17 protein-coding genes and 1 pseudogene are annotated in these 22,777 nt (G+C 42.0%); 2 read left to right on the top strand and 16 right to left on the bottom strand.

The genetic code is table 11. The annotated features are described in order from the left end of the window. A pseudogene (locus A3GI_RS11975) lies at positions 1–161 on the top strand (transposase); the annotation flags it as partial. 206 nt (positions 162–367) lie between these two features. Here A3GI_RS11975 and A3GI_RS0104645 read toward each other — a convergent pair. From A3GI_RS0104645 to A3GI_RS0104575, 15 genes are all read right to left on the bottom strand, one after another. Further along, entirely contained in the window at positions 368–622 is a 255-nt protein-coding gene (locus A3GI_RS0104645; protein WP_018360313.1) for a GlsB/YeaQ/YmgE family stress response membrane protein, read from the bottom strand. 40 nt (positions 623–662) lie between these two features. Beyond that, entirely contained in the window at positions 663–3,542 is a 2,880-nt protein-coding gene (gene uvrA, locus A3GI_RS0104640) for an excinuclease ABC subunit UvrA (protein ID WP_018360312.1), read from the bottom strand. Between the two features lie 6 nt (positions 3,543–3,548). Continuing rightward, positions 3,549–4,412 (bottom strand): hypothetical protein, encoded by an 864-nt coding sequence (locus A3GI_RS0104635; RefSeq protein ID WP_018360311.1) that lies wholly within the window; start codon positions 4,410–4,412, stop codon positions 3,549–3,551. A 121-nt stretch (positions 4,413–4,533) separates the two neighbouring features. After that, positions 4,534–6,690, bottom strand: coding sequence for a peptidylprolyl isomerase (locus A3GI_RS0104630; protein WP_018360310.1), 2,157 nt, complete (start codon positions 6,688–6,690; stop codon positions 4,534–4,536). A 114-nt stretch (positions 6,691–6,804) separates the two neighbouring features. Next, positions 6,805–8,058 (bottom strand): hemolysin family protein, encoded by a 1,254-nt coding sequence (locus A3GI_RS0104625; protein ID WP_018360309.1) that lies wholly within the window; start codon positions 8,056–8,058, stop codon positions 6,805–6,807. Positions 8,059–8,073: 15 nt separating this feature from the next. Then, positions 8,074–8,913: an LPS export ABC transporter periplasmic protein LptC gene (gene lptC / locus A3GI_RS11170; protein ID WP_018360308.1), complete on the bottom strand. Its 840-nt coding sequence runs from the start codon at positions 8,911–8,913 to the stop codon at positions 8,074–8,076. Between the two features lie 9 nt (positions 8,914–8,922). After that, on the bottom strand, positions 8,923–10,278 hold the full coding sequence (locus A3GI_RS0104615; RefSeq protein WP_018360307.1) for a tetratricopeptide repeat protein: 1,356 nt from the start codon (positions 10,276–10,278) through the stop codon (positions 8,923–8,925). Between the two features lie 106 nt (positions 10,279–10,384). Next, entirely contained in the window at positions 10,385–11,713 is a 1,329-nt protein-coding gene (locus A3GI_RS0104610) for a PorV/PorQ family protein (RefSeq protein WP_154647828.1), read from the bottom strand. Further along, positions 11,710–12,444, bottom strand: coding sequence for a type III pantothenate kinase (locus tag A3GI_RS0104605; protein ID WP_025079608.1), 735 nt, complete (start codon positions 12,442–12,444; stop codon positions 11,710–11,712). Before A3GI_RS0104605 ends, A3GI_RS0104610 begins: the two co-directional genes overlap by 4 nt. Before the next feature lie 119 nt (positions 12,445–12,563). After that, positions 12,564–13,838 carry a nucleoside permease gene (locus tag A3GI_RS0104600; RefSeq protein WP_018360304.1) on the bottom strand — a complete coding sequence of 425 codons (1,275 nt, stop codon included), beginning with the start codon at positions 13,836–13,838 and terminating at the stop codon, positions 12,564–12,566. Positions 13,839–13,948: 110 nt separating this feature from the next. Continuing rightward, the gene (locus A3GI_RS0104595; protein ID WP_018360303.1) at positions 13,949–15,367 is read right to left on the bottom strand and encodes a DUF4270 domain-containing protein; all 1,419 of its coding nucleotides are present in this window, start codon (positions 15,365–15,367) and stop codon (positions 13,949–13,951) included. Next, complete coding sequence (locus A3GI_RS0104590) at positions 15,364–16,170, bottom strand: glycogen/starch synthase (RefSeq protein WP_018360302.1); 807 nt, start codon at positions 16,168–16,170, stop codon at positions 15,364–15,366. The genes A3GI_RS0104595 and A3GI_RS0104590 overlap by 4 nt, the downstream gene beginning before the upstream one ends. A gap of 90 nt (positions 16,171–16,260) precedes the next feature. Continuing rightward, positions 16,261–17,316, bottom strand: a complete 1,056-nt coding sequence (locus A3GI_RS0104585) for a peroxiredoxin family protein (protein ID WP_162151380.1) — start codon at positions 17,314–17,316, stop codon at positions 16,261–16,263. 138 nt (positions 17,317–17,454) lie between these two features. Then, positions 17,455–18,462, bottom strand: coding sequence for a tRNA dihydrouridine synthase DusB (gene dusB, locus A3GI_RS0104580; RefSeq protein WP_018360300.1), 1,008 nt, complete (start codon positions 18,460–18,462; stop codon positions 17,455–17,457). A gap of 220 nt (positions 18,463–18,682) precedes the next feature. Next, entirely contained in the window at positions 18,683–20,623 is a 1,941-nt protein-coding gene (locus A3GI_RS0104575) for a DUF349 domain-containing protein (RefSeq protein ID WP_018360299.1), read from the bottom strand. A 463-nt stretch (positions 20,624–21,086) separates the two neighbouring features. On the opposite strand from A3GI_RS0104575, the gene A3GI_RS0104570 reads away from it, so the two are divergent. Then, positions 21,087–21,632: a hypothetical protein gene (locus A3GI_RS0104570; protein ID WP_018360298.1), complete on the top strand. Its 546-nt coding sequence runs from the start codon at positions 21,087–21,089 to the stop codon at positions 21,630–21,632. 173 nt (positions 21,633–21,805) lie between these two features. On the opposite strand, the gene A3GI_RS0104565 is transcribed toward A3GI_RS0104570, so the two are convergent. Further along, positions 21,806–22,738 (bottom strand): YitT family protein, encoded by a 933-nt coding sequence (locus tag A3GI_RS0104565; protein ID WP_018360297.1) that lies wholly within the window; start codon positions 22,736–22,738, stop codon positions 21,806–21,808. Positions 22,739–22,777 lie beyond the last annotated feature (39 nt).

The following is a 22,777-nucleotide window of genomic DNA, read 5'->3' as shown; positions in this document are numbered from 1 at the left end:
CGGAGGCAGTCTTTGCGCAATTCAAGGCCAACATGGGGTATCGGCGTTTCAGACATATGGGCTTAGAGCAGGTCAAGATGGACTTCGCCTTTCTAGCTATGGCCTTTAATCTGAAGAAACTATGTGCTAAGGTTGCTCGAAAGGCGAAAAACACTCCCAAAAGACCTATATCAACCCTCAATCTCGGCCTCATGCGCTTCCACCTCCTCGAAAAACACAAAAATATCCCTCAAAGGCTAAAACCGGTGGCTTAACCAACCACAAACCAAAACTAAAAGGAGCTGTGCCAAAAATGAATTTTGACACAGCCCCCTTCCCTTTTGTATTTATAATTCAGACTATCTTAAGCAGAAATCGAAAATCGGTGCTAAGCCTTCTTTTTACCTGAAATCAGATTGACAATCCACAAGAGAATACAAGCTCCCACAACGGCTACAAGCAATTGGGGGATTATTCCTCCTTCAACATCGAAACCAAGCAGAGTGAACACCCATCCGCCGATGGCACCACCCAACATACCTACAATAATGTTAACGATCCATCCCATGGAACCGCCACGCATAATCTTTCCTGCAATAAGACCTGCGATAAGACCGATTAATAAAGACCAAAGAATTCCCATATACTTATAATTTTTAATGGTTTGTTTTATAAATAACATTTCAAATACCAATTAGTTCATCGGATATGTACTTACCGGTCAATGACCCCGGACAACGGGCCACTTCCTCAGGCGTATTTTCAATTACAATATTCCCTCCTCGTACCCCACCCTCGGGTCCCATATCGATAATCCAATCGGCACTTTTAATTACTTCCATATTGTGCTCTACGATCACTACCGTATGCCCTTGATCGATAAGCGCATTAAAAGCATGCAGCAGCACACGTATATCATGATAATGCAATCCGGTGGTCGGTTCATCAAAGATGAACAATGTGGGGGCATTAGTACTATGAGTAAGATAGTAAGCAAGTTTGACACGTTGATTTTCTCCGCCGGAAAGTGTGGAACTGTTCTGCCCCAGTTTAATATATCCCAAACCGACATCCTGAAGGGGTTTCAGCCGTTTAATAATCTTTTCGGTAAATCCTGCAGCCGGATGTTCAGTGAAGAATTCTATGGCCTGATTTACAGTCATCTCGAGGATCTCATAGATATTCGCACCGGCGTATTTTACTTCCAGAATCTCCTTGGTAAAACGTTTGCCTCCGCATTCTTCACAAGGTAGCGTAATATCTGCCATAAACTGCATCTCTATGGTAATAGAACCGTCTCCCTTGCAATTCTCGCACCGGCCTCCCTCTTTATTAAAACTGAAATAATAGGGTTTGAAACCCATTTGGCGGCTGAGCGGTTGGTCTGCAAACAGTTTACGTATTTCGTCATGCGCACCCACGTAAGTCGACGGATTAGAACGTGAACTGCGGCCGATATTGCTTTGGTCGACATACTGCACAGAGGTTATGCACTGCCAATCTCCCAAAATATCGGAACAGCCGATACTGCCCAAAGAATCTCCCGAGAGTTTTCTGATCAAACCCTGTGCAAAGATTTCACGTACCAGCGTACTTTTACCCGATCCGCTCACGCCCGTTACCACAGTCATTACGTTCAGGGGAAAACGGACATCGATATTTTTCAAATTGTGTTTGTAGGCTCCTTTAACTTCAATGTACCGGTTCCATTTCCGGCGATAAGGAGGCTGCTCAATCCGGTCTTTACCCATCAAATAAGCGGCGGTATAGCCTGGAGTCGTATCGTTAATCTCCCCGGCCGGCCCTGCATACACGACCCGTCCGCCCAATCGCCCGGCATCAGGTCCTATATCTATAATAAAGTCGGCGGCTTCCATCATCTCACGGTCATGCTCCACCACCACTACCGTATTGCCCAGATCTCTTAACCGTGTGACCACACTGATCAAACGCTCCGTATCGCGCGGATGAAGACCAATGCTCGGCTCGTCCAATACATAAAGAGAACCCACGAGACTGCTGCCCAGCTGCGTAGCCAGACTGATACGCTGGCTCTCACCGCCGGAAAGCGTATTGGAGAGGCGGTCCAACGTCAGGTATCCTAAACCCACATCATCCAAAAAAGCCAAACGATTGGTAATCTCAAGCAATAAACGTTTGGCAATATGCTGTTCGGAAGGAGTGAGCTGTAAACCGGCAAACCATTTACGGGCGTCATCTACAGTAAGGGTTACAAGCTCCGATATATTCAATCCACCAATCCGCACACAAAGGGCATCCTTTTTCAATCGTTGTCCCTTGCAGGTAGGGCATAACGTTTTTCCTCTAAAATGTGCCAGACGAACACGATTTTGTATCTTATGCATTTCGCGTTGCAGCATCCCGAAATATGCGTCTATACCCTCGATTTCCGGTTCGCCGTCTACACCGGGGCTACCATGCCAAAGAAGTTCTTTCTCTTCCCGAGTCAATTCCATATAAGGTCTGTGGATGGGAAAACCGTAAGGCACAGCCATCCGAATAAAATACTTCTGCCACTCGGAAGACTTGGGGCCTATCCAACAAGCCACACAACCCTCATACAAACTTTTACTTTTATCCGGAATAACAAGATCCTCATCTATTCCCATAACCAGACCGAAACCTTCACATTCCGGGCAGGCACCGATAGGGTTATTGAAACTGAACATCTCGGGTGAAGGCTCCCGGAAAGCAATACCGTCGGCTTCGAAAACATTGCTGAACTCTTTGAAAACAGGCGCTTCTCTTTCTACATCTACCCGAACAAGACATACGCCATGACCTTCAAAAAAAGCAGACTCGACAGAGTCTGCAAGACGACTGAGAAAGACCTTGTCTTCTGCACCGCAAATCAGTCGATCCATCAGCAGGAAAACATCCGCATTGTGAAAAGAGATTTTCTTATCATTGAGCAAATCATTAATACGCAACATCTCATCCCCAATCATCAAACGGGTATATCCCTGCTGCAAAAGAACATCGAGATGTTCCAACACCTTACGTCCTTTCGGAAAATTGAGAGGAACAAGTACATAAATCCGGGCTCCTTCGGGCTGAGTCGACACATATTCGACAACATCATGAACCGTATGTTTCTTGACCTCTTCACCGCTGACGGGAGAAATAGTTTTACCGATACGGGCATACAACAAGCGCAAATACTCATAAATCTCCGTACTCGTAGCCACTGTGCTTCGCGGATTTTGACTAATCACACGCTGTTCTATGGCAACCGCAGGAGGGATACCCCGTATCAAATCGCACTCGGGTTTGGGCATCCGTCCCAAAAACTGCCGGGCATAAGCCGAAAGGCTTTCGACATATCTGCGCTGCCCCTCGGCATACAGTGTATCAAAAGCCAATGAACTCTTCCCCGAACCGCTCACACCTGTAATAACGACCAGCTTGCCACGGGGGATTTCAACATCTATATTTTTAAGATTATTTACACGTGCACCACGCACCACAATGTTTTCCTCAGGTTCAACATAACCGGAAAAATGAACTTGCGACTGCAACTCCCGAATTATTTGGCCACTCATAAATTCTTAGTTTTCAATTTGCTTGCCACTTTCCAACCGCTCAATCCTTTTTCTTGCTGTTTCTGCATTCTTACGCAAACGGTTCTGCTCGCTCAGCAGGTGTGCCAGTTCGGCAGTACGACTGATGGCTAAAATATCTTCGACTGACAGTCTGATCGTATTCATTACTTTATTTTCACCGGCCAAATAATCCATTTTTATCGTCAACTTCTCCCGTACAGCCTGGGTAAACAAATCCCCGATTGACATGCTTTCAGCAACAGGAAAGGTAACAAGTTCGACATAAGTACCACCATCGCGATAACGGTAGTTGAGTCCGCCGTCATATGGCACAACTGAGGTATAAACCGGTGACAGATTTCCATTCGGCGTCAAACATACAGCCGTATGATCGAGTGCACGAGAGCCACGGTAAACAGAAGTCAGAATAAATCCGCCATACTCATTTGCAGACGCCCGCAAATAACTGCGTTGCAGGTTTTTCTCAGGTAGCAAATTCGGGAGATAATACTCGACGGTCGTATTATATTCTTCATTGTGAACTTTCACAAATCCCACCATAGCCTTCTCTATGGCCTGCTCCAATTGAGGGGAAACACTGTCTATATAATTCAAGTTTCGTTTTGCCTCATCCAGCATAATAACCTTTCTGAGAGTAATGCCCTCGCGACGTGAAACGGTATCAGTCAAATAAGTATTGTTCAACGTGTCGAGCAGCGAATAAGCCAAAGCGAAATCTCCTGCAATTCTGGCACTGTCAGTGCGTTGTAAGAGCAGCTCTGCTCCTTTTTTCTTTGCGCGGTCACAGCCGGTAAAAAACAAAGACAGAGCCGCAGAAAATATAACCAAACGGATTGTATAACGATTCATCTTCTCTCTTTTTTAGATATAACAAAAATATATATTTCTTACCGGGGAACAAAAAGAGAAGGGTGTGGCAAAACTTGGATTTTACCACACCCTTCTCTTATCTATATGAAAGGAGTTATGATCAATAGAAGCGAGCTCTATTATCTTCCACTTTAATATTCTGAAGAATATAATTGAAAGCCCTGTAACTCATTTGACGACTAAGATCGGCTCTACGTTGAAGCGTTAAAGCACTGTTAACGGTTTCTATTGAAGCCGGTTTCTCTTCACTCAAAGGCTTAACAACCATAACTTCTGTACCGGCAGAAAATGGAGCAGACAGTTTCCCTACAACGGTTGTCATTGCATATCCATTGAATTCAGGAGCTTCCGAACCTCTAACCTGATAATTCACACCAACCAGAGTATCTATTTTGGAACTCAGATTTTCAGCATAAGCCTCCAAAGAACTCAACTTTTTATTTTCAAGATTTTTCACCAGCATCTCTCCCCTTTTCTCTACCTGAATTCGATCTTTGATCTGATCCTTAACAACATCCATGGGCACATATCCGGCCGGGATATGTTTGTTCACGGCAGCTATCACCAGATTGTCAACGCCTGCACGGAATAACTTCTCACCCACTTCACCGGCTTCTGCCTTAAGAGCCCAACTGATGATTTCTCTGGATTCCGGGATATTGCCAAGCTGTGGCGTTTGAGTATAAACCATCGTTTTGCGAACGACATCGATACCCGCAGCTTCTGCTTTCTTAGCCATATCTTCGAAAGTTCCACCCTGGATGAGAATATTGTTAATTTGAGTATACTTTTCATTATAAGTTTTATCGGAGAAGTTTACCGGAATGCCGGCATAAACAAATTTATATTTCTCTACAGAAGCACCCGGAGCTTCAGCTTTTAACAATAACACGCCATTGTTCTGACCCTGAGGGGTAATGCGAACAATGTTGCCGACCGGTTTTTCAAATAACTCTCCGATACCCATCTGGTATGCCGCAGCCTCTGAAATCTCTTTCTGAACCATACCATAGTTATTGGTATAAGAAATCAAACCGCCATTGTCTTTCGTTTGAGGGTCAATACTGTATTGTTTAGCCATCTCTGCAAAGTCAGCACCCTGTTCAAGAGCTTTTTGCAAAGAATCTACCTTACTTACACCGGCAGAGTCCAATGCTATCATTCTTACGTTAAGATCGGCAGGAGAAGTTTTCTTTGCAATCAGCTTGAAAATAGAGTATTTATCATTGATTAACTCCGGTGCATTTACGGAACCCACTGCTGCAGTCTTAATGAAGTTAATGTTATCCGTACCAAATCCCATTTGTTCGAGTTCTGCTAATGTATAGAACGATTTTGCCAGAAATTTATCATTGAAATTACGAATCGCATTCTCTTCATCCCCTTCCTGAGTCAAGTCTTGAATAACCTTATCTTTTTCTTCTGCTGCAGTTTTATAGTCGGCAGTACTGGGAACAACTTTCAGATTAATATAATCGACCTCGGTTGCAGGAAACTTCATGGCAAAGAATTCCTTGTGATCGTTGTAGTATTTCTTCAGTTCTTCATCTGTTATACTGACAGTAGAATCAGAAATCATCGCTGTCGATGTACGAACAAGAGCAACACTGCGGGTAGAATTTCCCTGCTCCAATTCCAAATCGACCTTGTTAATAGCAAAAGTTCTTGACAACAAAGAGCCTAATTTCTCCTGCAAGCGATTCGCCTTGATAGATCTCTGCAAAGCTGTCCACTGACTTTGAATCTCTCTGAGATAAGATTGCTGCTGGGTGGGCAAACTCTTGATATTATCTTCGCTGATTTGACGAATAAAACCGTTTACTGCTTCAGGATCAGCTGCATTAATTCCAAACTGGGCAAAGAACTGTTGTGCCAAAGGTGACGTAGAGAGGCCTTCGCCATTAATTAAGGCATACAACTCTGACGGTCTTACTTTAAGTCCGATTCCTTCGGAAATCTTTCTAAGAGCTTCTGTGGTAATATATTCCTGAGTCAACTGATTGTTAATCATCATACGTTGTTGATCATTCAACTTCTGACCGCTTTGCTCTGCTAACTGTTCCATCTCCTTCAATCGTACCTGATAATCATGAATAGAAACAGTTTCTCCGTCGATGTTTAGTGCCACTTCTTTCTTCTGTTGAAAGAAGGTTGAGCCGGAACGAAGTCCATCGCCAATGATAAAGGCAAAAAGAGCCACTGCAATAACTGTAATTAACAGGGCTGCATTGCTTCTGATTTTCTCTAAAGTTGTCATTTATATTTAGTTTGTTGTAATTCTCGATATTTCTAAGCGTACAAAGATACAAAGTGTGAATGATTTCTCAATGAAATACCTGTGGCAGTTTATCTTATCAAAGACAAAACAAAATCAAATCTCCAACACTTTCATTTTTACCAACTCGATTTTTGTGGAAGAAGAACGCAGTATTTCAAATTTATACTGATTGATAATTAACGTCTCGCCTTTTTGAGGAATATTAGGATAATGATTCAGGATAAATCCGGCAATTGTTTGATAGTCGTCGCTTTCAGGGATACTCAAATTGAACTGTTCGTTAATATCATCTATTTCCATGCGGCCGCTTAGGATGTAAGTTTCTTCATCAAGCTGTTTGGCAACGTATTTATTGGTATCATGTTCGTCCTCAATATCACCAAAAATTTCCTCCACGACATCTTCCAGCGTAACCAGTCCGGCCGTACCTCCCAATTCGTCTATCACGATGGCAATACTCCGTTTTTTCTGCATTAATTGACGCATGAGTTTTGCAGCAAGCATACTTTCGGGTACATATATTGCGGGCACAATGTGTTTTTGCCAGGTATCTTTCTTGAATGTTTCGTTTGAATGAATATAGCCGATAATCTGATCTATAGTTTCTTGATAAACAATAATCTTGGAAAGTCCGGTAGAAGTAAAAAGCTGCTCCAGCTCTGCACGCGGAGTAGCCAGTTCTACTGCAATAATTTCATTGCGCGGTATCATACAGTCCCGTATCTGCAACGAAGGGAATTCAATCACATTTTGCATGATTTTGACCTCTGTTCCCAATACATTGGAATTACTCTCTTCCGGCATATTCTGACTGAGATAATGCTCCAGATCTACTGTGGACAATGTGGGGGTAATATCCGTAGATATTCTCTTCTGACCCATGATAAACAGAATAAAGGAAGATAAAAGTGAAAAAAACAAAGTAACCGGAAAAAGAATGATATAGAGAAGAAAGATAAAAGGAGCAAAAAGGCGGATAGCTCCGTTAGCATTCTTCTTAAAAGAGGCTTTCGGAATATATTCTCCCGTAATAAGAATAATAACAGTGGAAATCAGCGATTGAACGAGCAAAACAAGCATATCATTATGCAACACGCTCTGCAACCATGGCTCAAGCAATTTTGCGATAAAAAGGCCGTAAATAACCAATGCAATATTATTACCGACAAGTAATGTGGTAACAAAGTTATTCGGACGGCTATAAAAGAAATCCAGTATTTTACCGTTTATGCCGCCTCTGTTTCTATCGATTTGCAATCTTAGCTTATCGGAAGACAGAAAGGCAATCTCAAAACCCGAAAATAGAGCAGAAAAGGCTAACGCTATAATGATATAAATATAAATCATCCGGTAAAATAAAGATTAATTTATCGTGTCTTCAGGACTGATTTTGCTTTTAGGTCTGATACGGCCGGTGCGATTAGAAAGCAACGCAATACTGTCCCGTTTTTGGAGAGAATCTCGGGCACCCGTATTTGTATTCAGAGAGTCAGAACTTTTAACAACCGGTTCCTGAGCATAACCGTCCTCATTAATATCAATAATGCCTGAACTTTCGTAAAGAGTATATTCACTTAAATCATCTTTCCCCCAAAAAGAGTTTCCACGCAATATCCTATCGGGGGTCATGATATAGATGGAATCGTTGGAATAAATATTCCTGTTCTTTTTATCCCAAAACAAATGCGGAGAGTACACCTGATTACCCTGTAAATCTTTAATCACTACATGCCCGATCAACTCCCACAACTCCTTCTCCACATATTGAATCGCCGTATCGGAAGAAACCATGGCTTTTACATTCTTTAGCGTATCAAAATTTTCAAGGTAAAATCCCTTGTTGAATAACCATTGCTTCTTCTCCGGCTTATCATAAATCAACCACTCGGCCGCATCCAACTTATACTGAACAACTCCCGAATCAGAAACCAACATACTCACGTCTGTCGTTTTAATAGAAAACATAGTATCCAATATATTTTCCGAACTATCCTCTTCAGTCTGAGTTCCTCCGCACCCGGCAAACGTACTCAGGACAACGGCGACAGGAAGAAAAAAACGAACGATAGAAAAAGGAAACAAATACAATAGGGTATGGCATACACCCCGCTTCCCATCCTTTTTACCGGATGCTCCACGAGAGGTATGCCATACGAAATATTTATTAAGACGACGCTGTTCGTGCGTTGGGAGTTCGTCCATAAAGAGCTATTATCTGATTACTGTAGACTCTCCGATCCAACCTCCGACAAAGAAGCTCTTTCCTTTACCCAATTCCGGGTGCATGAATACGTCTGAAGCAGAAGGGAAAGATCTTGAATAATTAGCAATCAAATTATTCACTCTTGCTGCAATTTGAGGGTCTACACTTCGAGCCTTGATCAAACGGTCTACGACCAGATAGTAAACACAGCGTTGTTTTACCGGGTCATTCGGGAAAATACTGCTGGCAGAAGAAGCATACATTTGGGCAATCAGGATATGAGGGTCGCCCTTTTCGGGATTCTCCGCCAAAGCCTTATTACAGAAAGTTCTGGCTTGCGCATAGTTGCGCTCTCTCATCTTGATCACAGCCATCGTATAGTAACAGCTTGCACGTTCCTTTGCATCTTTTGACATGGTAACGGCCTTATCCAGATACCCCATAGCTTCAGCATTCTTGTTGTTCGATAAAGCTTCGCGAGCCAAACCGATTGCCGCATTAACGCTCGGGGTCAAATCAAACAGATATTTAGCGGCTTTATAGTATACAGGAGACTCACATCCGGACTCTTGGAAAATTGCAGTCATCGTTTTCAAATAAGAAGAATCTGCCTTATGCTCCTCTATATCTGCCTCTTTATACAAGTCCAACAACATCTCACAACTGGCAAAACCGCTTCTTGCAAAGATATCATCCATCGGATCTTTGTAGTTCTGAATCGCTTCTCTTTGCTTGTCTGTTGTTGCAGTTTTCAACTGTGAATCCAGATACTTTGCACTTAACATATAGTCATTGATATATTCCTGTTTCTTCATCGTATCATCAATGGCTATATTCAAAGATGCAAACGTATAATAATACAGAGCATTCGGAGAGGTATTTTCTTTCAGTTCCTGAACAACGGGAGTCAGCCACTGATATACCTTTTTATAATCTGCATCTTTCCCCATAAGACGCACATAATCATTTGTCTTTACGGCAATGATCCAATCTTTACCGTAGCGCATATCATTTCCAAAGTATTGAACACGTTTATCGTACATCTCAATCAATTCATTAATTAAAGACATACGTTTTGCTGAATCAGTTTCCTGGCTAATTTTCCAATTCAAAATCTGGGCACCATAAATGTAAATATTCTTATGTGCACCCGGACATTCGGTATATGCCTGACGCCAAAAAGGCTCTGCGTCTGCATAGTTTTTATTTTTTGCGTTGTTACTTAACAAACTGACATTATTCAGACAGCGGATGCTATCTTCTCCAGATCCATAAGGAGTACCGGTTTGAACTCCTGTTTGAGCAAATGCACTAAATGAAAACACACTCAGAGTTGCTGCTAAAATGAGATTCTTTAGTTTCATCGTTGTTCGTTATTCTGTTTAATAATAAATCTTCTCTTCTAAATGTGTATAAAAATACCTAAAAAATAACTTCTTTAATACTTTAGATGTAAAAAAAGAAAAATGTTTATTCCAGTCTCAATTTTCTGAACCATCCTTCATTAAAGGTTATTCCCATGGTAAACATCAACGTATGTTCAGTAATCATTCCTTTGGACTTTGGCAGAGTAAGACCATACTCGATACCAAAGTTCAGTCTGGATCTCAAATCTATCAATGGGAATCCGGCTCCTATGCTCGCTCTCAAAGAGTGAAAACCATCATATTTAGTATCGGTAACAGGCAAGTTGATATATGAGTTTTCTGCCGATATGCCGAAACGGTAAGCTGTCCTGCTCCAGAAAGAACGCTGCATATTGTCCGGAATATATTGTCCGCCTAAAGCCACCTGCCATTGATTGACAAACTCGCTTTGAGGATTATGAAAATGAGCATCTTTCCACATCGTATAATCAAAATCGGCACCGAGCATCAGTTTGTCGGCCTTTTCATAAGTAAGACCAACCCCAATTGCCTGTGGAATGGAATAAGCATCAGAACTGGTTAACGTATCGACTTGAATGAAAGGAGAAGAACCGCCCGGTGTAATCATTGTATTTGAACGTATCAACTCGGACCTCATTTTCATATTCGGACTGTAGGTAGCACCCAGCACAATCGAAGATTTATTCTCTTTGTCGAGTCCGATTCTGTACTGAAGCCCCAGATTTACCCGCACTCCTTTTAAGTTCAGATGATCTAAAAAAACCGGGTTAAACGGAGCAGGCGTAAAATGTTGGGCTTTACGGTAATGAGAAATATTGCCAAAGATATAAGATGTATTTACACCTATGGAAAAGTGCTTAAAAGGCTCTATGGCCAATCCTAAATAAATATCATTGATGTGTCCCTTGCCGGTATAGTGGCGTAAAAATTTGCCGTTTTCTGTTGCCTCCAATGGTTCAATATTACCAAAATTATAGCCTGCCTGAGCGAAAGGTAAAATACCTGCACTCATGGCCATAAAGTCAGTAACCGGGAAAAGGATGGTGGCATGTTCAAAATTTCCTAAAATACGATTATTGCTTGCCCCCTCTTCTTTATACCAGGCCGTACTTATCGATGCCCCAAAATCAAAAATAAAAGTCAACGAGTCTACCGCTGTATAAGACGCCGGATTCTTGGGGTTTGTAATAGTTCCGTTTCTCACCCCGTTCCCAATTCCTCCCATAGAGCGGGTAGCAGTAAGCGTTCTGTTTCCCAACCGTCCCAAACCATATCGAGTGTATGGAGACTCTGTGCTGTTACTTTGCGCCAACATAACTGAGGAAGTAACCATTAAGAATGTTATCACTCCCAATATACCACAAAGCCTGTTGCTCACAATCCTACAGAGCTGATATCTATTATTCTTCATTGTTTATTAAACTCCAAAAGTCTATTCAGACCAATCACAACCAAATCTCTAAGTGCAAAGGTCTTATTTTTAAGTCTGCTTTCAAAATAAAAAGAATCTCCTCCGGCCAAAAAAGTCCATAAAAACGGATATATCTTTTTAAGTTCGTCTATATAACCATCCATCTCGTACAGCATGCCACGCAAAACACCGGCTTTAATAGCATCCTCCGTATTCTGACCGTAAAACCCGGTCCAGTCTCCGTGCATCGGCCTTCTCATCCAAGGTAATTTACCCGTAAACTCGTGTAAAGCACGATATCTTGCCTGCAAGCCGGGAGAAATATTTCCTCCCCAATAAACGCCTTCTGCATCAATTCTCTCATAGGTAACAGCCGTGCCACTGTCTATAACAAGAATCTCGGTATTTTCCGGAGCTAAAAAATGTGCCCCCACCGCTGCAGCCAACCGGTCCCCCCCGAGTTTGTTTCTATCGTAGCGAACTTCTATAGGTGCCGGTGTAGCCCCATTCACAATCATCACACTTGCTTTTTTGCGAATTTCAGCTAAAAGTTCTCCATCATCACCTGCTACGGAACAATAAACACATTGTTCAATCTGAGGGTGCCGCTCCAATATTTTTTTTGCAGAATAGGCTCTGAAATGAGGCAATACATAGGCTTTCACCATACTGCCCTGTTCAAAGAAAGCCACCTTGCAAACACTATTTCCTTGATCTATTACTAAGTTCACCGGTAATTTATATCTCAATTATGCCTTACTGTTCGTTTTTGTCACAAAGCACAAAGAAAATATTTTTTTACGAGAACTATACCGCCTATTACATAGAAATAACACAGAAATAGAGCCTTTTATTGTTTCTTCGTTTCCGGCTGCTCTCTATAGTTAAAAAGGAAAGCGAACAGAATGCTTATTGTCAATGCATATCCCGCAAAAATAAACCATGCCGCAGACCAGTTTGTAATGCCCTCTGCATCAGTCAACAATTTGACCACAGAACCACTGGCAAAACCACCGATGATTGCCCCCAAACCATTTGTCATAATCATAAAAAGCCCTTGTGCACTGGCTCTCATTGACGGATTGGCCTCTTTTTCTACGAACATGGAACCGGAAATATTGAAAAAATCAAAAGCCATTCCATATACGATCATAGAAAGAACAAGGAAAATGACTCCCGGCATACCCGGATCTCCTATTCCAAAGAAACCAAAACGCAAAACCCAGGCCAACATGCTCATAATCATAACACGCTTAATACCATATTTACTCAGGAAGAAAGGTATGGCCAAAATAAACAAGGTTTCGGAAACTTGCGACAGAGACAATAAAATATTAGGATACTTGACAGCAAAACTGTCCGGAAAAAGAGAATTGAAACTGTCCAAAAATATATTGCCATAAGTATTGGTTACCTGCAAAGCCGCCCCCAACAACATCGAAAAAACAAAGAAAACGGCCATCTTTTTATCCTTAAACAGAATAAACGCATCCAAACCCAAAGAAGACAATAAGGAGTTTTTTTGCTTTTTCCCTTTACCCACAGGCGGACATTTGGGAAGTGTCAGAGAGTATATTGCCAACACAACGGAAGCAGCGGCACTGATATAGAGTTGTAAGTTTGAATCCATTGCCCCACTTATATTTACACTCCACATGGCAAGGATAAAGCCCACCGTACCCCATACTCGAATCGGGGGAAAAGTTTTTACTATATCGTATTTTGCCCGTTCCAATGTCGAATAAGCTATGGCATTGGTCAATGAAATTGTGGGCATATAAAAAATAGAAATCATCAAAATACCGCTATAGAAAAGCCAATAATTAGAGCCATCCGAAGTCGGGGCAATGGTAGCCACAAAGACTAAAGCCAGAGCTCCGAAAAAATGAAGAAGAGCCAATAATTTTTCCGCATTCAACCATTTATCGGCCACTATTCCCATCAATCCCGGCATAAAAATGGAGGCAATTCCCATCGTACCGAACAGGTTCCCGATTTCCAAACCATCGAAATGCATCACTTTGCCACAGTAACGACCTAAAGAGATCAACCATGCTCCCCAAATGAAAAACTGGAGAAAATTCATGGTTATTAATCTGGTTTTCAAATTCTTCATATAATCCATATAAATTAAATGCCACTCAAACCGGTTCTCTTTAAGCACAACTACAAGATAAAAACCTTGTAGGAGGAAAAGATGATCGGGAAAGTGTATTCTTATCTATGGGCAAAAACTTATTGCTTATTGTATTCGGTACTGATAATTCCCACTTTTCTGGCACGGCCGGATGTCTTCAGTTTGGCAGCAGCCGGAAAAATAAAATTATTGATCTCACTCGTTACATTTTTATCCAAAGAATTCACCGTGAACTTTTGTACCGGTACGATTACAGCTTCCAGATCCTTATCTAAAGCTATTTTACCGTCCGGCAAATATTTGGCATGTTCTTTTAAATGTTTACTGATCAATGGAGATATATTGCTAAAATTATAATAACGATGTTCTATGGAATATATCGTAGACAGGAAAGCCGATTCAGGATGAGTAAGTTCAGTGTAATTCTTTTCAAAAAAGTTTTTCAAAGAATCGGCGGCAAGTAAAATAAGGTATGGCGGCGGAGCCATTTCCGTTACTTTAGGATCCGGTTGCTCCACATCTATTTTTAGCTGAGCTTCGTTCAACAACCACCTTTTGGCCGGATTGTACCCCTTACCGCTACGGTCCAAAGCCTTTACCAACTCCTCTTTTTTAATGAGCATTTTAGTGACCACCCCGGCAGGAGATTTTATGTAAGTATATTTGTCATTAGGGATCAAAAGGTCTTCAATCTGCGAGTTTTCAAAACCATTGACCTGTATTTGCTCTTTTGTGTTCGCAAAAATTTCAACAGCCTTAACCGACCCCTTTTTAGTCTTTCCGTCCTTATCCTTTATATCGCCTTCATAAGAATAAAAGATTCTGAACTCTATGCCATACACACTCAGCACATTGCCGCTTCCGGTTGTAGTAGTTACCAGCAGCCCCTGGAGCAATTCTTTCTCCATGGCTTCCTGTGTATCGAAAAAATGGGGGTTATTTATCGAAGCATCATAAAATTTCTGCCCTAACTCCTTACTGAGAGGAACGCTTAAATAACGCAATCCTCTTTGCGTATCTGTTTTTCCGGATTTGGCTGTATATACAAGCGATCCCAGAAAGTTTTTCTCTTTCTGAAATTTGGATAAATCTTTTTGAGAATATCCACCTCCGCTAACCGGGTCCGTAATCTTATATACGGCAGCTTTCAATATAGCCGTAGAATCCCCTGCCCATACATTATAATTGATATGCAACTGCAAGGAATCGATTTTTCCACCAATCGGTTTGTGAGCAAATTTGAACCCTCTGGCATGCCTCAATTTACTAATAAAATTAGCCTTAAAATTGCCATAAAACGGATCTTTTATTTCCCCCAACAATGTGATGCGACTATTACTGTACACCGAAGGCATGAGCATCGTCGAATAATTGACAGACACAGAGTCTACCCGGGCTCTTATTTTATCATCTTTGGGCTGTATACTGCCTCCAACCTCCGAGAGATTATCATTACAGCTTGCCATGACCCATAGAGCCGGCAAAACCCACAGGAATTTCAATACACTGTTTTTCATTTAAGAAAGGTGTTATAAAAATTATCAAATGCTTCAGCCCGCATCTCTTCGTTTTGATACGAAAGCAGCGGCTTGCCGCATTCTTTGATATAACTTTCCAATCCCGGATCGATGTCGGGACTGCCTTGAATAATACCATCGGCATAATATATGGCCAATCGATTAAGGGCATTGGTATCCGTAGTATTATCCATCATTTTGAAGTCTTCGTCTGTTATCTTATCAAACCGAAGTTTCTCGAACAGGTCTTTAGGGATGAGATTGTGCTCTTCTTCCTTATACAAAGAATAAACCACCTTGGCTTTTTTCAATACGGGATCATCATGATAGAACTTCTTAAGATAAACCATAGCTAAGGCCGTAAACCAGCCATGACAATGAATAACATCGGGTATCCAGCGAAGTTTCTTTATTGCCTCCAAAGCTCCTCTTACAAAAAAGATAGAACGCTCATCATTATCGTTCGGGCGTTTGCTATCTACCTTGAACATGGTTTTCCTCTTAAAAAAATCTTCATTATCAATAAAGTATATCTGCATACGCGCTTGCTGTATGGAGGCAACCTTAATGATCAGCGGATGATCATTGTCATTGATAATCATATTTATACCGGAAAGCCGGATAACTTCATGAAGCTGATTACGACGCTCATTAATCATACCATAGCGCGGCATGAATATTCTCACTTCATTACCCCTCTCCTGAATGGATTGAGGTAACTCTCGCGATATTTTAGAAATTTCAGTTTCGGGTAAATAAGGATATATTTCTTGAGAAATATACAAAACACGTTTCGAACTCATTCTTATTTTTCTTTTACTCTTAGCTACAAAGATACTAAATATTAGCGTATCCTTCCGGAATCAGGTAATAGAGCCTTTCTGCAAAAAACCTTACAACAATGCTTCCTCCGGAGAAGAAAGAATATGCAATACCCCATCTTTAATTAAAAAGAATGAAGGCAATTGCTTCAAATTATATTTCCCGACAACCGAATTATCCGGATCAAAAACACAAATCCAAGGCAGCGTTCTCGAGGCATTACGCCAATAATAGATATCCTTATCTTCAGAAACCTCATATATTTCGAGGTTATAAGTATCTTTTTTGCTGTACATATCCCTCAAAGTTCTTACCAGAGCAGGAGACCAGTTTCCGGAATAAGCCGTAATGCAGATAAGTGTTCGCCTGTTTCTCTCCGCAACTTTTGTCAAACTTACTTTTTCCCCATGACTGTTTTGCAGTTCGATTTCAGGGAAAGCGATCGGAGCAATAGTCTCCAATTGGCGCAAGTGCTCCTTCAGCGCTTCTTTCTGCCGTGTGGTCTTTATCGATTTCAATGCAATATCTTTCAGAAACGGAGTATACGGAGCATTCGGATAAAATGCGTCGAAAGAAGTAGCTACGGCCGCAAAGGCACGCGAATCCATCTTATCCTCCGCATCAAAATACATAACACCGTTCTTCTTTTGAAACAAAGCAAAATAAGATGCCGGACTTTTAGGATCCACATATATATAACGCGTTGTCATCTCTTTCTTGAACTGAGCAGCGATTTCTCCCACCATATTATTCAGACTGTCCGGACCTATCAGTCCCGTAGCGTATAAACTAACCAAACTGTCTATGCGGCAATCCGTATTATACCGTTTGTAGGCAATATCCTGAATCTGCCTGTTTGCCTGATCCGATTCCACCAGCTCATATCCGGTAAAAAAGTTATGTCCGGATGCCTTTATGATCAAATGGGTAATCGAATCTGCAGAAAAAGAAATAGCATCGCCATTGAGCCGCAACCGGTAAAACATAGGGAAATAAGAACCGTCATGAACAAATCTGAATTCCCCCGATTCATTCAAAACAACAGAATCCAAAGACACCACATTACCGGTGCCAACTTCTTCCATAAACAAAGTACAGCCTGCGGCATCCGTGACTTTGCCTTCCACAACAAACTGTTTTGATCCTCCAGAGCAACTGCATAAAAGCACGGATAAGAAAGAGACGGATATGATAAACTTTTTCAACAACATAATTCTGCGGTAAACGGATTATCGATTTATAATATTAACGGTTCAGGTCTTTTTTTATTCTATCTTTTTATTCTTTTCAATCTCTTCGAGTATGGTTTGCGCCTGTTCCATATACTCCATCAGCTCCGCTCTTGTCGGAGCACGAAGCATCGAAACTTTGAGCGACTTAAAATCAGGGATACCCTTGAATAGCGGGCTGGCTGCAATATGCCTCCGGCTATGAAGTACTCCCCGTCTTTCATCCAGTTTATCGATGTTATTGTCCACCAGACAACGAAGGATATCCATATAAAAGGCCACATCACGAGAGGCCGGGAGCTCTCCATGTTCCAGATAATGTTTAATTTCCTGAAAGACCCACGGTCTGCCTATTGAAGCACGCCCCACCATAATGGCATCTACACCGTAAACATTAAAAGCATGGCGTGCCTGTTGAGGAGTTGCAATATCGCCATTGCCAATTATCGGGATATGAATTCTGGGGTTCGATTTCACACGGCCTATCGGCTCCCAGTCTGCCCGGCCCGTATACATCTGAGCACGCGTGCGTCCATGAATGGTTAAAGCCTCTATACCGCAATCCTGCAACTGCTCCGCAAGATCTTCAATTATAATACTATTGGCATCCCAACCCAGTCTGGTCTTTACGGTTACCGGCAGCTTTACTGCTTTCACAACCTGTTTGGTTATTTCGAGCATTAAAGGTATGTTACGAAGCATACCGCTACCGGCTCCTTTCCCGGCAACCCGTTTTACAGGGCATCCGAAATTTATATCCAAAACATCGGGATGCGCTTCCTCCACGATCTTCGCAGCCTCCACCATCGTATCCGTATCTCTCCCATATATCTGTATTGCCACCGGACGCTCTTCATCGTTGATTATCAGCTTTCGAGTCGTACCGGTTATATTACGTATAAGAGCATCTGCACTGAGAAATTCCGAGTAAACCATATCGGCACCAAGCCTCTTACATAGCTGCCTGAAAGCTATGTCGGTAATATCTTCCATCGGAGCCAAAAGCACCGGCTCCTTGCCAAGGTCTATATCCCTGATTCTCATTAATCAAATACGGCTATCTGTAACAGGTGTTAAAATCGGAGTACAAATATACGAATTTTAGCATCTGCCCCGATACATCGGGATTGCTCCAAAAAGGTGCGATTTATTCATAACAAAAACGAGGTTTTCCGGTTTTACAATAAGCCCCGAAAGTCTTATCCAACTTTCGGGGTCTATTCTATTTTCTGCTGCAGACTCGAACCCGCTTGAGTTCGACGATTTATTCCTGAGCTTCCATTTTATCATCGATAAGAGCAATCTTTTCTTCCATGAGTGCAATATCTTCTTCCAGTTTCTGTTTCTTGCGCTCCATTTCCTCTACCAAACTGCTTCCCTTTTTACTGCTCACATTAAAGAAACTGAGATTGTTTCGATAAGTTATCAACTCCTGCTGCATGCTTTCCAGAATACGTGTCATTCTGGCCTTTTCCGCAGAAAGCCCTTTACTGCTTTCCAGCTTCTCTATGCTGGCGCTATAGCCCTCCAAGCGGCGTTGATTGCGGTCTACCTTAAACTTGTCATACACGCTGTCCATAGCCTTACGGTAATCGTTGTACACTTTCTCTTTTGCCTTAAAAGGAACGAAACCGATTGTTTTCCATTCAATATTCAGTTCATTGAGCTTCTTTTTTACCTGCTCGTAATCATCTTCGTTAAGAAGCTCCAGAACTTGAGCTATGATATCTTTTTTGCGTTTAAGATTATTCCTCTCTTCCGCCCTCGGATCACCGACGCTCTCTTTCTTTCTTTCAAAGAAATGATCGCACGCCGTTTGAAACTGCTTCCAGATATCATTGCTGTACTTACGGGGTACAGCCCCGATTTGTTTCCACTGACGCTGTAATTCGATCATCTTTTTGGTCGTTTCCTTCCAGTCTTCGCTGTCTTTGAGTTCTTCCGCCTGTTTCAGCAAAGCTCTCTTCAATTCAAGATTAGCCATTGCCTGATTACGCATCTGCGTATAAAACTCGCTTTTGAGTTCAAAGAAATGGTCACAGCCTGCTCTAAACCGGCGATAAATTTGCTCATTTTCTTTCTTCGGAGCATAACCGATTTGTTTCCATTCATTCTGCATTTTCAACAATTTCTTCGTAAGAGCTTCCCACTGTGGAATTGTATTGGCAGGCTCGGTCAGTAAAAGTTCGACCTCTTCGCAAAGTTTTGTCTTGGCCTCAAGGTTGGCCTCCTCCTGTTCTTTACGACGTTCGAAATGCTCCTGATGGTTTTTGTTGATTATCGTACTGTATTTTTTGAATTCGGCCCATATCTCTTCGCGTAAATCCCGTGCCACAGGCCCTATTTCACGCCATTGACGATGCAACTCCTGTAAAGCCCGGAAAGCCCTTAAGAAGTCCGTATCCCCGGCCAGTTTCTCGGCTTCATTGATAAGTTCGCGCTTTTGTTCCAAATTCTTTTTGAAGTCATATTCGCGGAATTCATCGTTAATTTGTTTAAGATCGTAGAACTGTTCGACCAGAGCATTGTATTCACGCTGCAGTTCATTGGCAAACTGCTCCGATACAGGACCGCAATCCTTCCACTCCGTTCTGATTTCGTGAAAGACCGGGCTGATCTTGCCGAATTCCTCGGTGCTTGTAAGCAGTTCCGTCAAGCGTGCAATAAGTTTGCGCTTCTTTTCCAGATTCAGTTCTTTTTGCCGGTTTTGCTCTTCTACAAAAGCCTGATGTTTTTCCTTGAATACATTTAAGAAGTCTTTCAGCCGTTGCTCGTTCACTTCCACTTCATCCAATAATGAAGGATTTTCTTCCTTACTCTCTTCTGCTCTGCTTTTAATCTTATAAAAAGCGGATTTGAAAGACTCTATTTGCTGACGCTTGGGTAAAATTTCCTGTTGCAGCAACAAGGCTAATTTATCCACCAACTCGGAAGCCGACAAATCTATGATACGTTTATTCTCTGCATTTTCTTCCTCAGACTCTTCTTCAGGCGTTTCCAAATATTCTTTTTCCGAAATATCCGTTTCTTTTCCTGATTCAGAAGAGACCGGGCACTGTTCCTGTTGCTCGTTCAGAACTTTTTCGTCTTGCTCACTCAAAGGGATGTTAGGTGTTTCCATATCGTCATCAAATTTTAGAGGGCTAAGGGCTGTACGGCTTTTCCTGTGGGTTATACCGTACACGAAGCGCAATGACCTCGTCATCAATTAATAAATAGTCTCTTTAACTATTTTTTATAAAAAAGATAGTCTTATCCAAAGATAAACTTTTAGGACGATTATGACAAATATCTTTTTAATATAAAAGCCGGTAAGGAAAAGCAGCCGGCAGCTTCTTTCAGATAAAAAACAAAGCAAAAGCAGTGGGAGTCGATGGCTGCAGGCAGATTGAAAAGTCATAAAAAACAGGTATATCAAACATCTAAAATCACTCTTTTTAGCGATTGCAAACCGTATCCGAACAATCTATTTTAGTCTGTGTGACTTCGGCTTCATTTTGGTTATTGCTTATCACTGCACCTTTTATTGCCTCGACACATTTTGTAATTTCAGGAGAAGAACGCTACTGCGAGGAGATTTGCAGGGAGGATTACCTGAGATATAAAGTACGCACCCTTCTGTTACTTCCCGACAGTATAAAAACAGACTTCTAAAATAGTAATCCACAATGGATAACAAGCAGTATAAAATAAAAAAGAAAACAATTATGGAAGAATTCAAGACTGCACTTTGCAGTGAAACGAGGAGTGAACGAATACCCGAAAAATACGATTATTTCAGTTGTTTAATTGGCAAATGGGATATCGAATGGATAGATCATCTGAAGAATATGGTGCCAAGACGGGTTAAAGGTGAATGGATATTCTCCCGGGTTTTGGACGGCACGGCCATTCAAGACTTGTTCATCGTTCCATCGCGTGCCGAGAGGTTGACAAACAAACAGCCGGATGCCGAATACGGAACCACGCTCCGCATATTCAATCCGAAGACTTCGACGTGGGATATTTTCTACGGTTGTACGGGTGAAGCTATCCGGCTGACAGCCCGAAAAGCCGGTAAAGACATCATACTGACCGAAAACACGACCGGAAAAATGAGATACGTATTTTCCGACATAACTGCCACGGCTTTCCATTGGAGAAAAGAACAGATAAACGATGCCGAAAAATGGGAAATCGTAGCGAAAGTAGAAGCACAAAGGAGTGAGGGATAATCTCAGTCGACAGTAACGAAACGATCATCCTGCCGGCAGGAATTATTTTCCTACCCGGCTCTTCGCATATTTCCGTCAATCGTCGGTATTACAAACCAAAAGCCTGTTCCGAAAATTGCATAGACAATCCCCGGAGCAGGCTTTCCTGTTTTTCAACCGCACTTACGCGGCCTCTATTTAGATTTGCTGATTTGGTCGAATCCCTCACCGTAAACACCCCTAACAGCCCCTTGAGAAACGAAAGCTTTCGGGTCTATCTCCTGAATGATGCGGTAAACGGGTAAACTATTGCGCTTACGCACCACCACCACCAAAACCTTAGCGGGCTGATGACTGTATCCGCCCTCTGCATGCAGCATGGTACAACCACGTCCGAGACGCTTGATGATTGCCTCATTGATTTCCTCATACTTGGTGCTGAAAATCCAAAATTGAACGCTTTGGCGGTTGCTGTTGACATACCAGTCCATCGTAAGCGATACCAACAGCACTTCTACTGCCGAGTACACCAACAAGTCGATAGCTTTAGCCGAAGAAATGGTTTCTTTCGCGAAGTAAACGTTAACAAAATAGGAGCTGATAATGATACACAAGTCTACCATGATCATGGCACGCCCCAGTGATATATTCTTGTATTTATTGATAATCGCCACGATAACATCCGTACCGCCCGTACTGCCGTTTACACCGAAAACCAGCCCCAAACCGAGTCCGCAGAAAACGGAGCCGATAAGCAGAGCCATAAAAGGCTGATCGGCCAGCATCGGCTGATTACCGAACAAACTTTCGCCAATCGTAACCATCGGAGCAATAAGCAATACTCCGATTACGGTTTTCAAAGAAAATTTCCACCCCAAAAAAATCAAAGCGATGATGAGCAGAAAAACGTTGATGATATTATAACTGATATATGCCGGCTGACCGGTTATGATATGAATGATGGTAGAGATACCGGCCAATCCTCCGGTGGTAATACGCTGAGACAGAATGAAGCCCGTCCACCCGAAAGCATAACAAGCTATACCGAGCAGGATGAAGAACATGTCGTGCGCCAAATATTTGGCCTTTTGCGCCCTGTTTTTAGGCGCCGAAATCGTTGGTGTCATTTGTTTCGTTCTTATATAAAGATTTATTTATTCCTAAAA

This window comes from Porphyromonas macacae DSM 20710 = JCM 13914 (assembly GCF_000379945.1).
Lineage (GTDB): Bacteria > Bacteroidota > Bacteroidia > Bacteroidales > Porphyromonadaceae > Porphyromonas > Porphyromonas macacae.
This window is presented reverse-complemented; position numbering and strand designations above follow the sequence as displayed.

What these genes read in the sequence shown, in the direction of transcription:
- dusB (WP_018360300.1), bottom strand. Translation starts at nt 18,462, where the DNA reads ATGAGAATCAGGGATATAGACCTTGGCAAGGAGCCGGTGCTTTTGGCT.
- A3GI_RS0104570 (WP_018360298.1), top strand. Translation starts at nt 21,087, where the DNA reads ATGGATAACAAGCAGTATAAAATAAAAAAGAAAACAATTATGGAAGAA.
- A3GI_RS0104595 (WP_018360303.1), bottom strand. Translation starts at nt 15,367, where the DNA reads ATGAAAAACAGTGTATTGAAATTCCTGTGGGTTTTGCCGGCTCTATGG.
- A3GI_RS0104600 (WP_018360304.1), bottom strand. Translation starts at nt 13,838, where the DNA reads ATGGATTATATGAAGAATTTGAAAACCAGATTAATAACCATGAATTTT.
- lptC (WP_018360308.1), bottom strand. Translation starts at nt 8,913, where the DNA reads ATGGACGAACTCCCAACGCACGAACAGCGTCGTCTTAATAAATATTTC.
- A3GI_RS0104630 (WP_018360310.1), bottom strand. Translation starts at nt 6,690, where the DNA reads ATGACAACTTTAGAGAAAATCAGAAGCAATGCAGCCCTGTTAATTACA.
- A3GI_RS0104615 (WP_018360307.1), bottom strand. Translation starts at nt 10,278, where the DNA reads ATGAAACTAAAGAATCTCATTTTAGCAGCAACTCTGAGTGTGTTTTCA.
- A3GI_RS0104645 (WP_018360313.1), bottom strand. Translation starts at nt 622, where the DNA reads ATGGGAATTCTTTGGTCTTTATTAATCGGTCTTATCGCAGGTCTTATT.
- A3GI_RS0104610 (WP_154647828.1), bottom strand. Translation starts at nt 11,713, where the DNA reads ATGAAGAATAATAGATATCAGCTCTGTAGGATTGTGAGCAACAGGCTT.
- A3GI_RS0104635 (WP_018360311.1), bottom strand. Translation starts at nt 4,412, where the DNA reads ATGAATCGTTATACAATCCGTTTGGTTATATTTTCTGCGGCTCTGTCT.
- A3GI_RS0104565 (WP_018360297.1), bottom strand. Translation starts at nt 22,738, where the DNA reads ATGACACCAACGATTTCGGCGCCTAAAAACAGGGCGCAAAAGGCCAAA.
- uvrA (WP_018360312.1), bottom strand. Translation starts at nt 3,542, where the DNA reads ATGAGTGGCCAAATAATTCGGGAGTTGCAGTCGCAAGTTCATTTTTCC.
- A3GI_RS0104625 (WP_018360309.1), bottom strand. Translation starts at nt 8,058, where the DNA reads ATGATTTATATTTATATCATTATAGCGTTAGCCTTTTCTGCTCTATTT.
- A3GI_RS0104575 (WP_018360299.1), bottom strand. Translation starts at nt 20,623, where the DNA reads ATGACGAGGTCATTGCGCTTCGTGTACGGTATAACCCACAGGAAAAGC.
- A3GI_RS0104590 (WP_018360302.1), bottom strand. Translation starts at nt 16,170, where the DNA reads ATGAGTTCGAAACGTGTTTTGTATATTTCTCAAGAAATATATCCTTAT.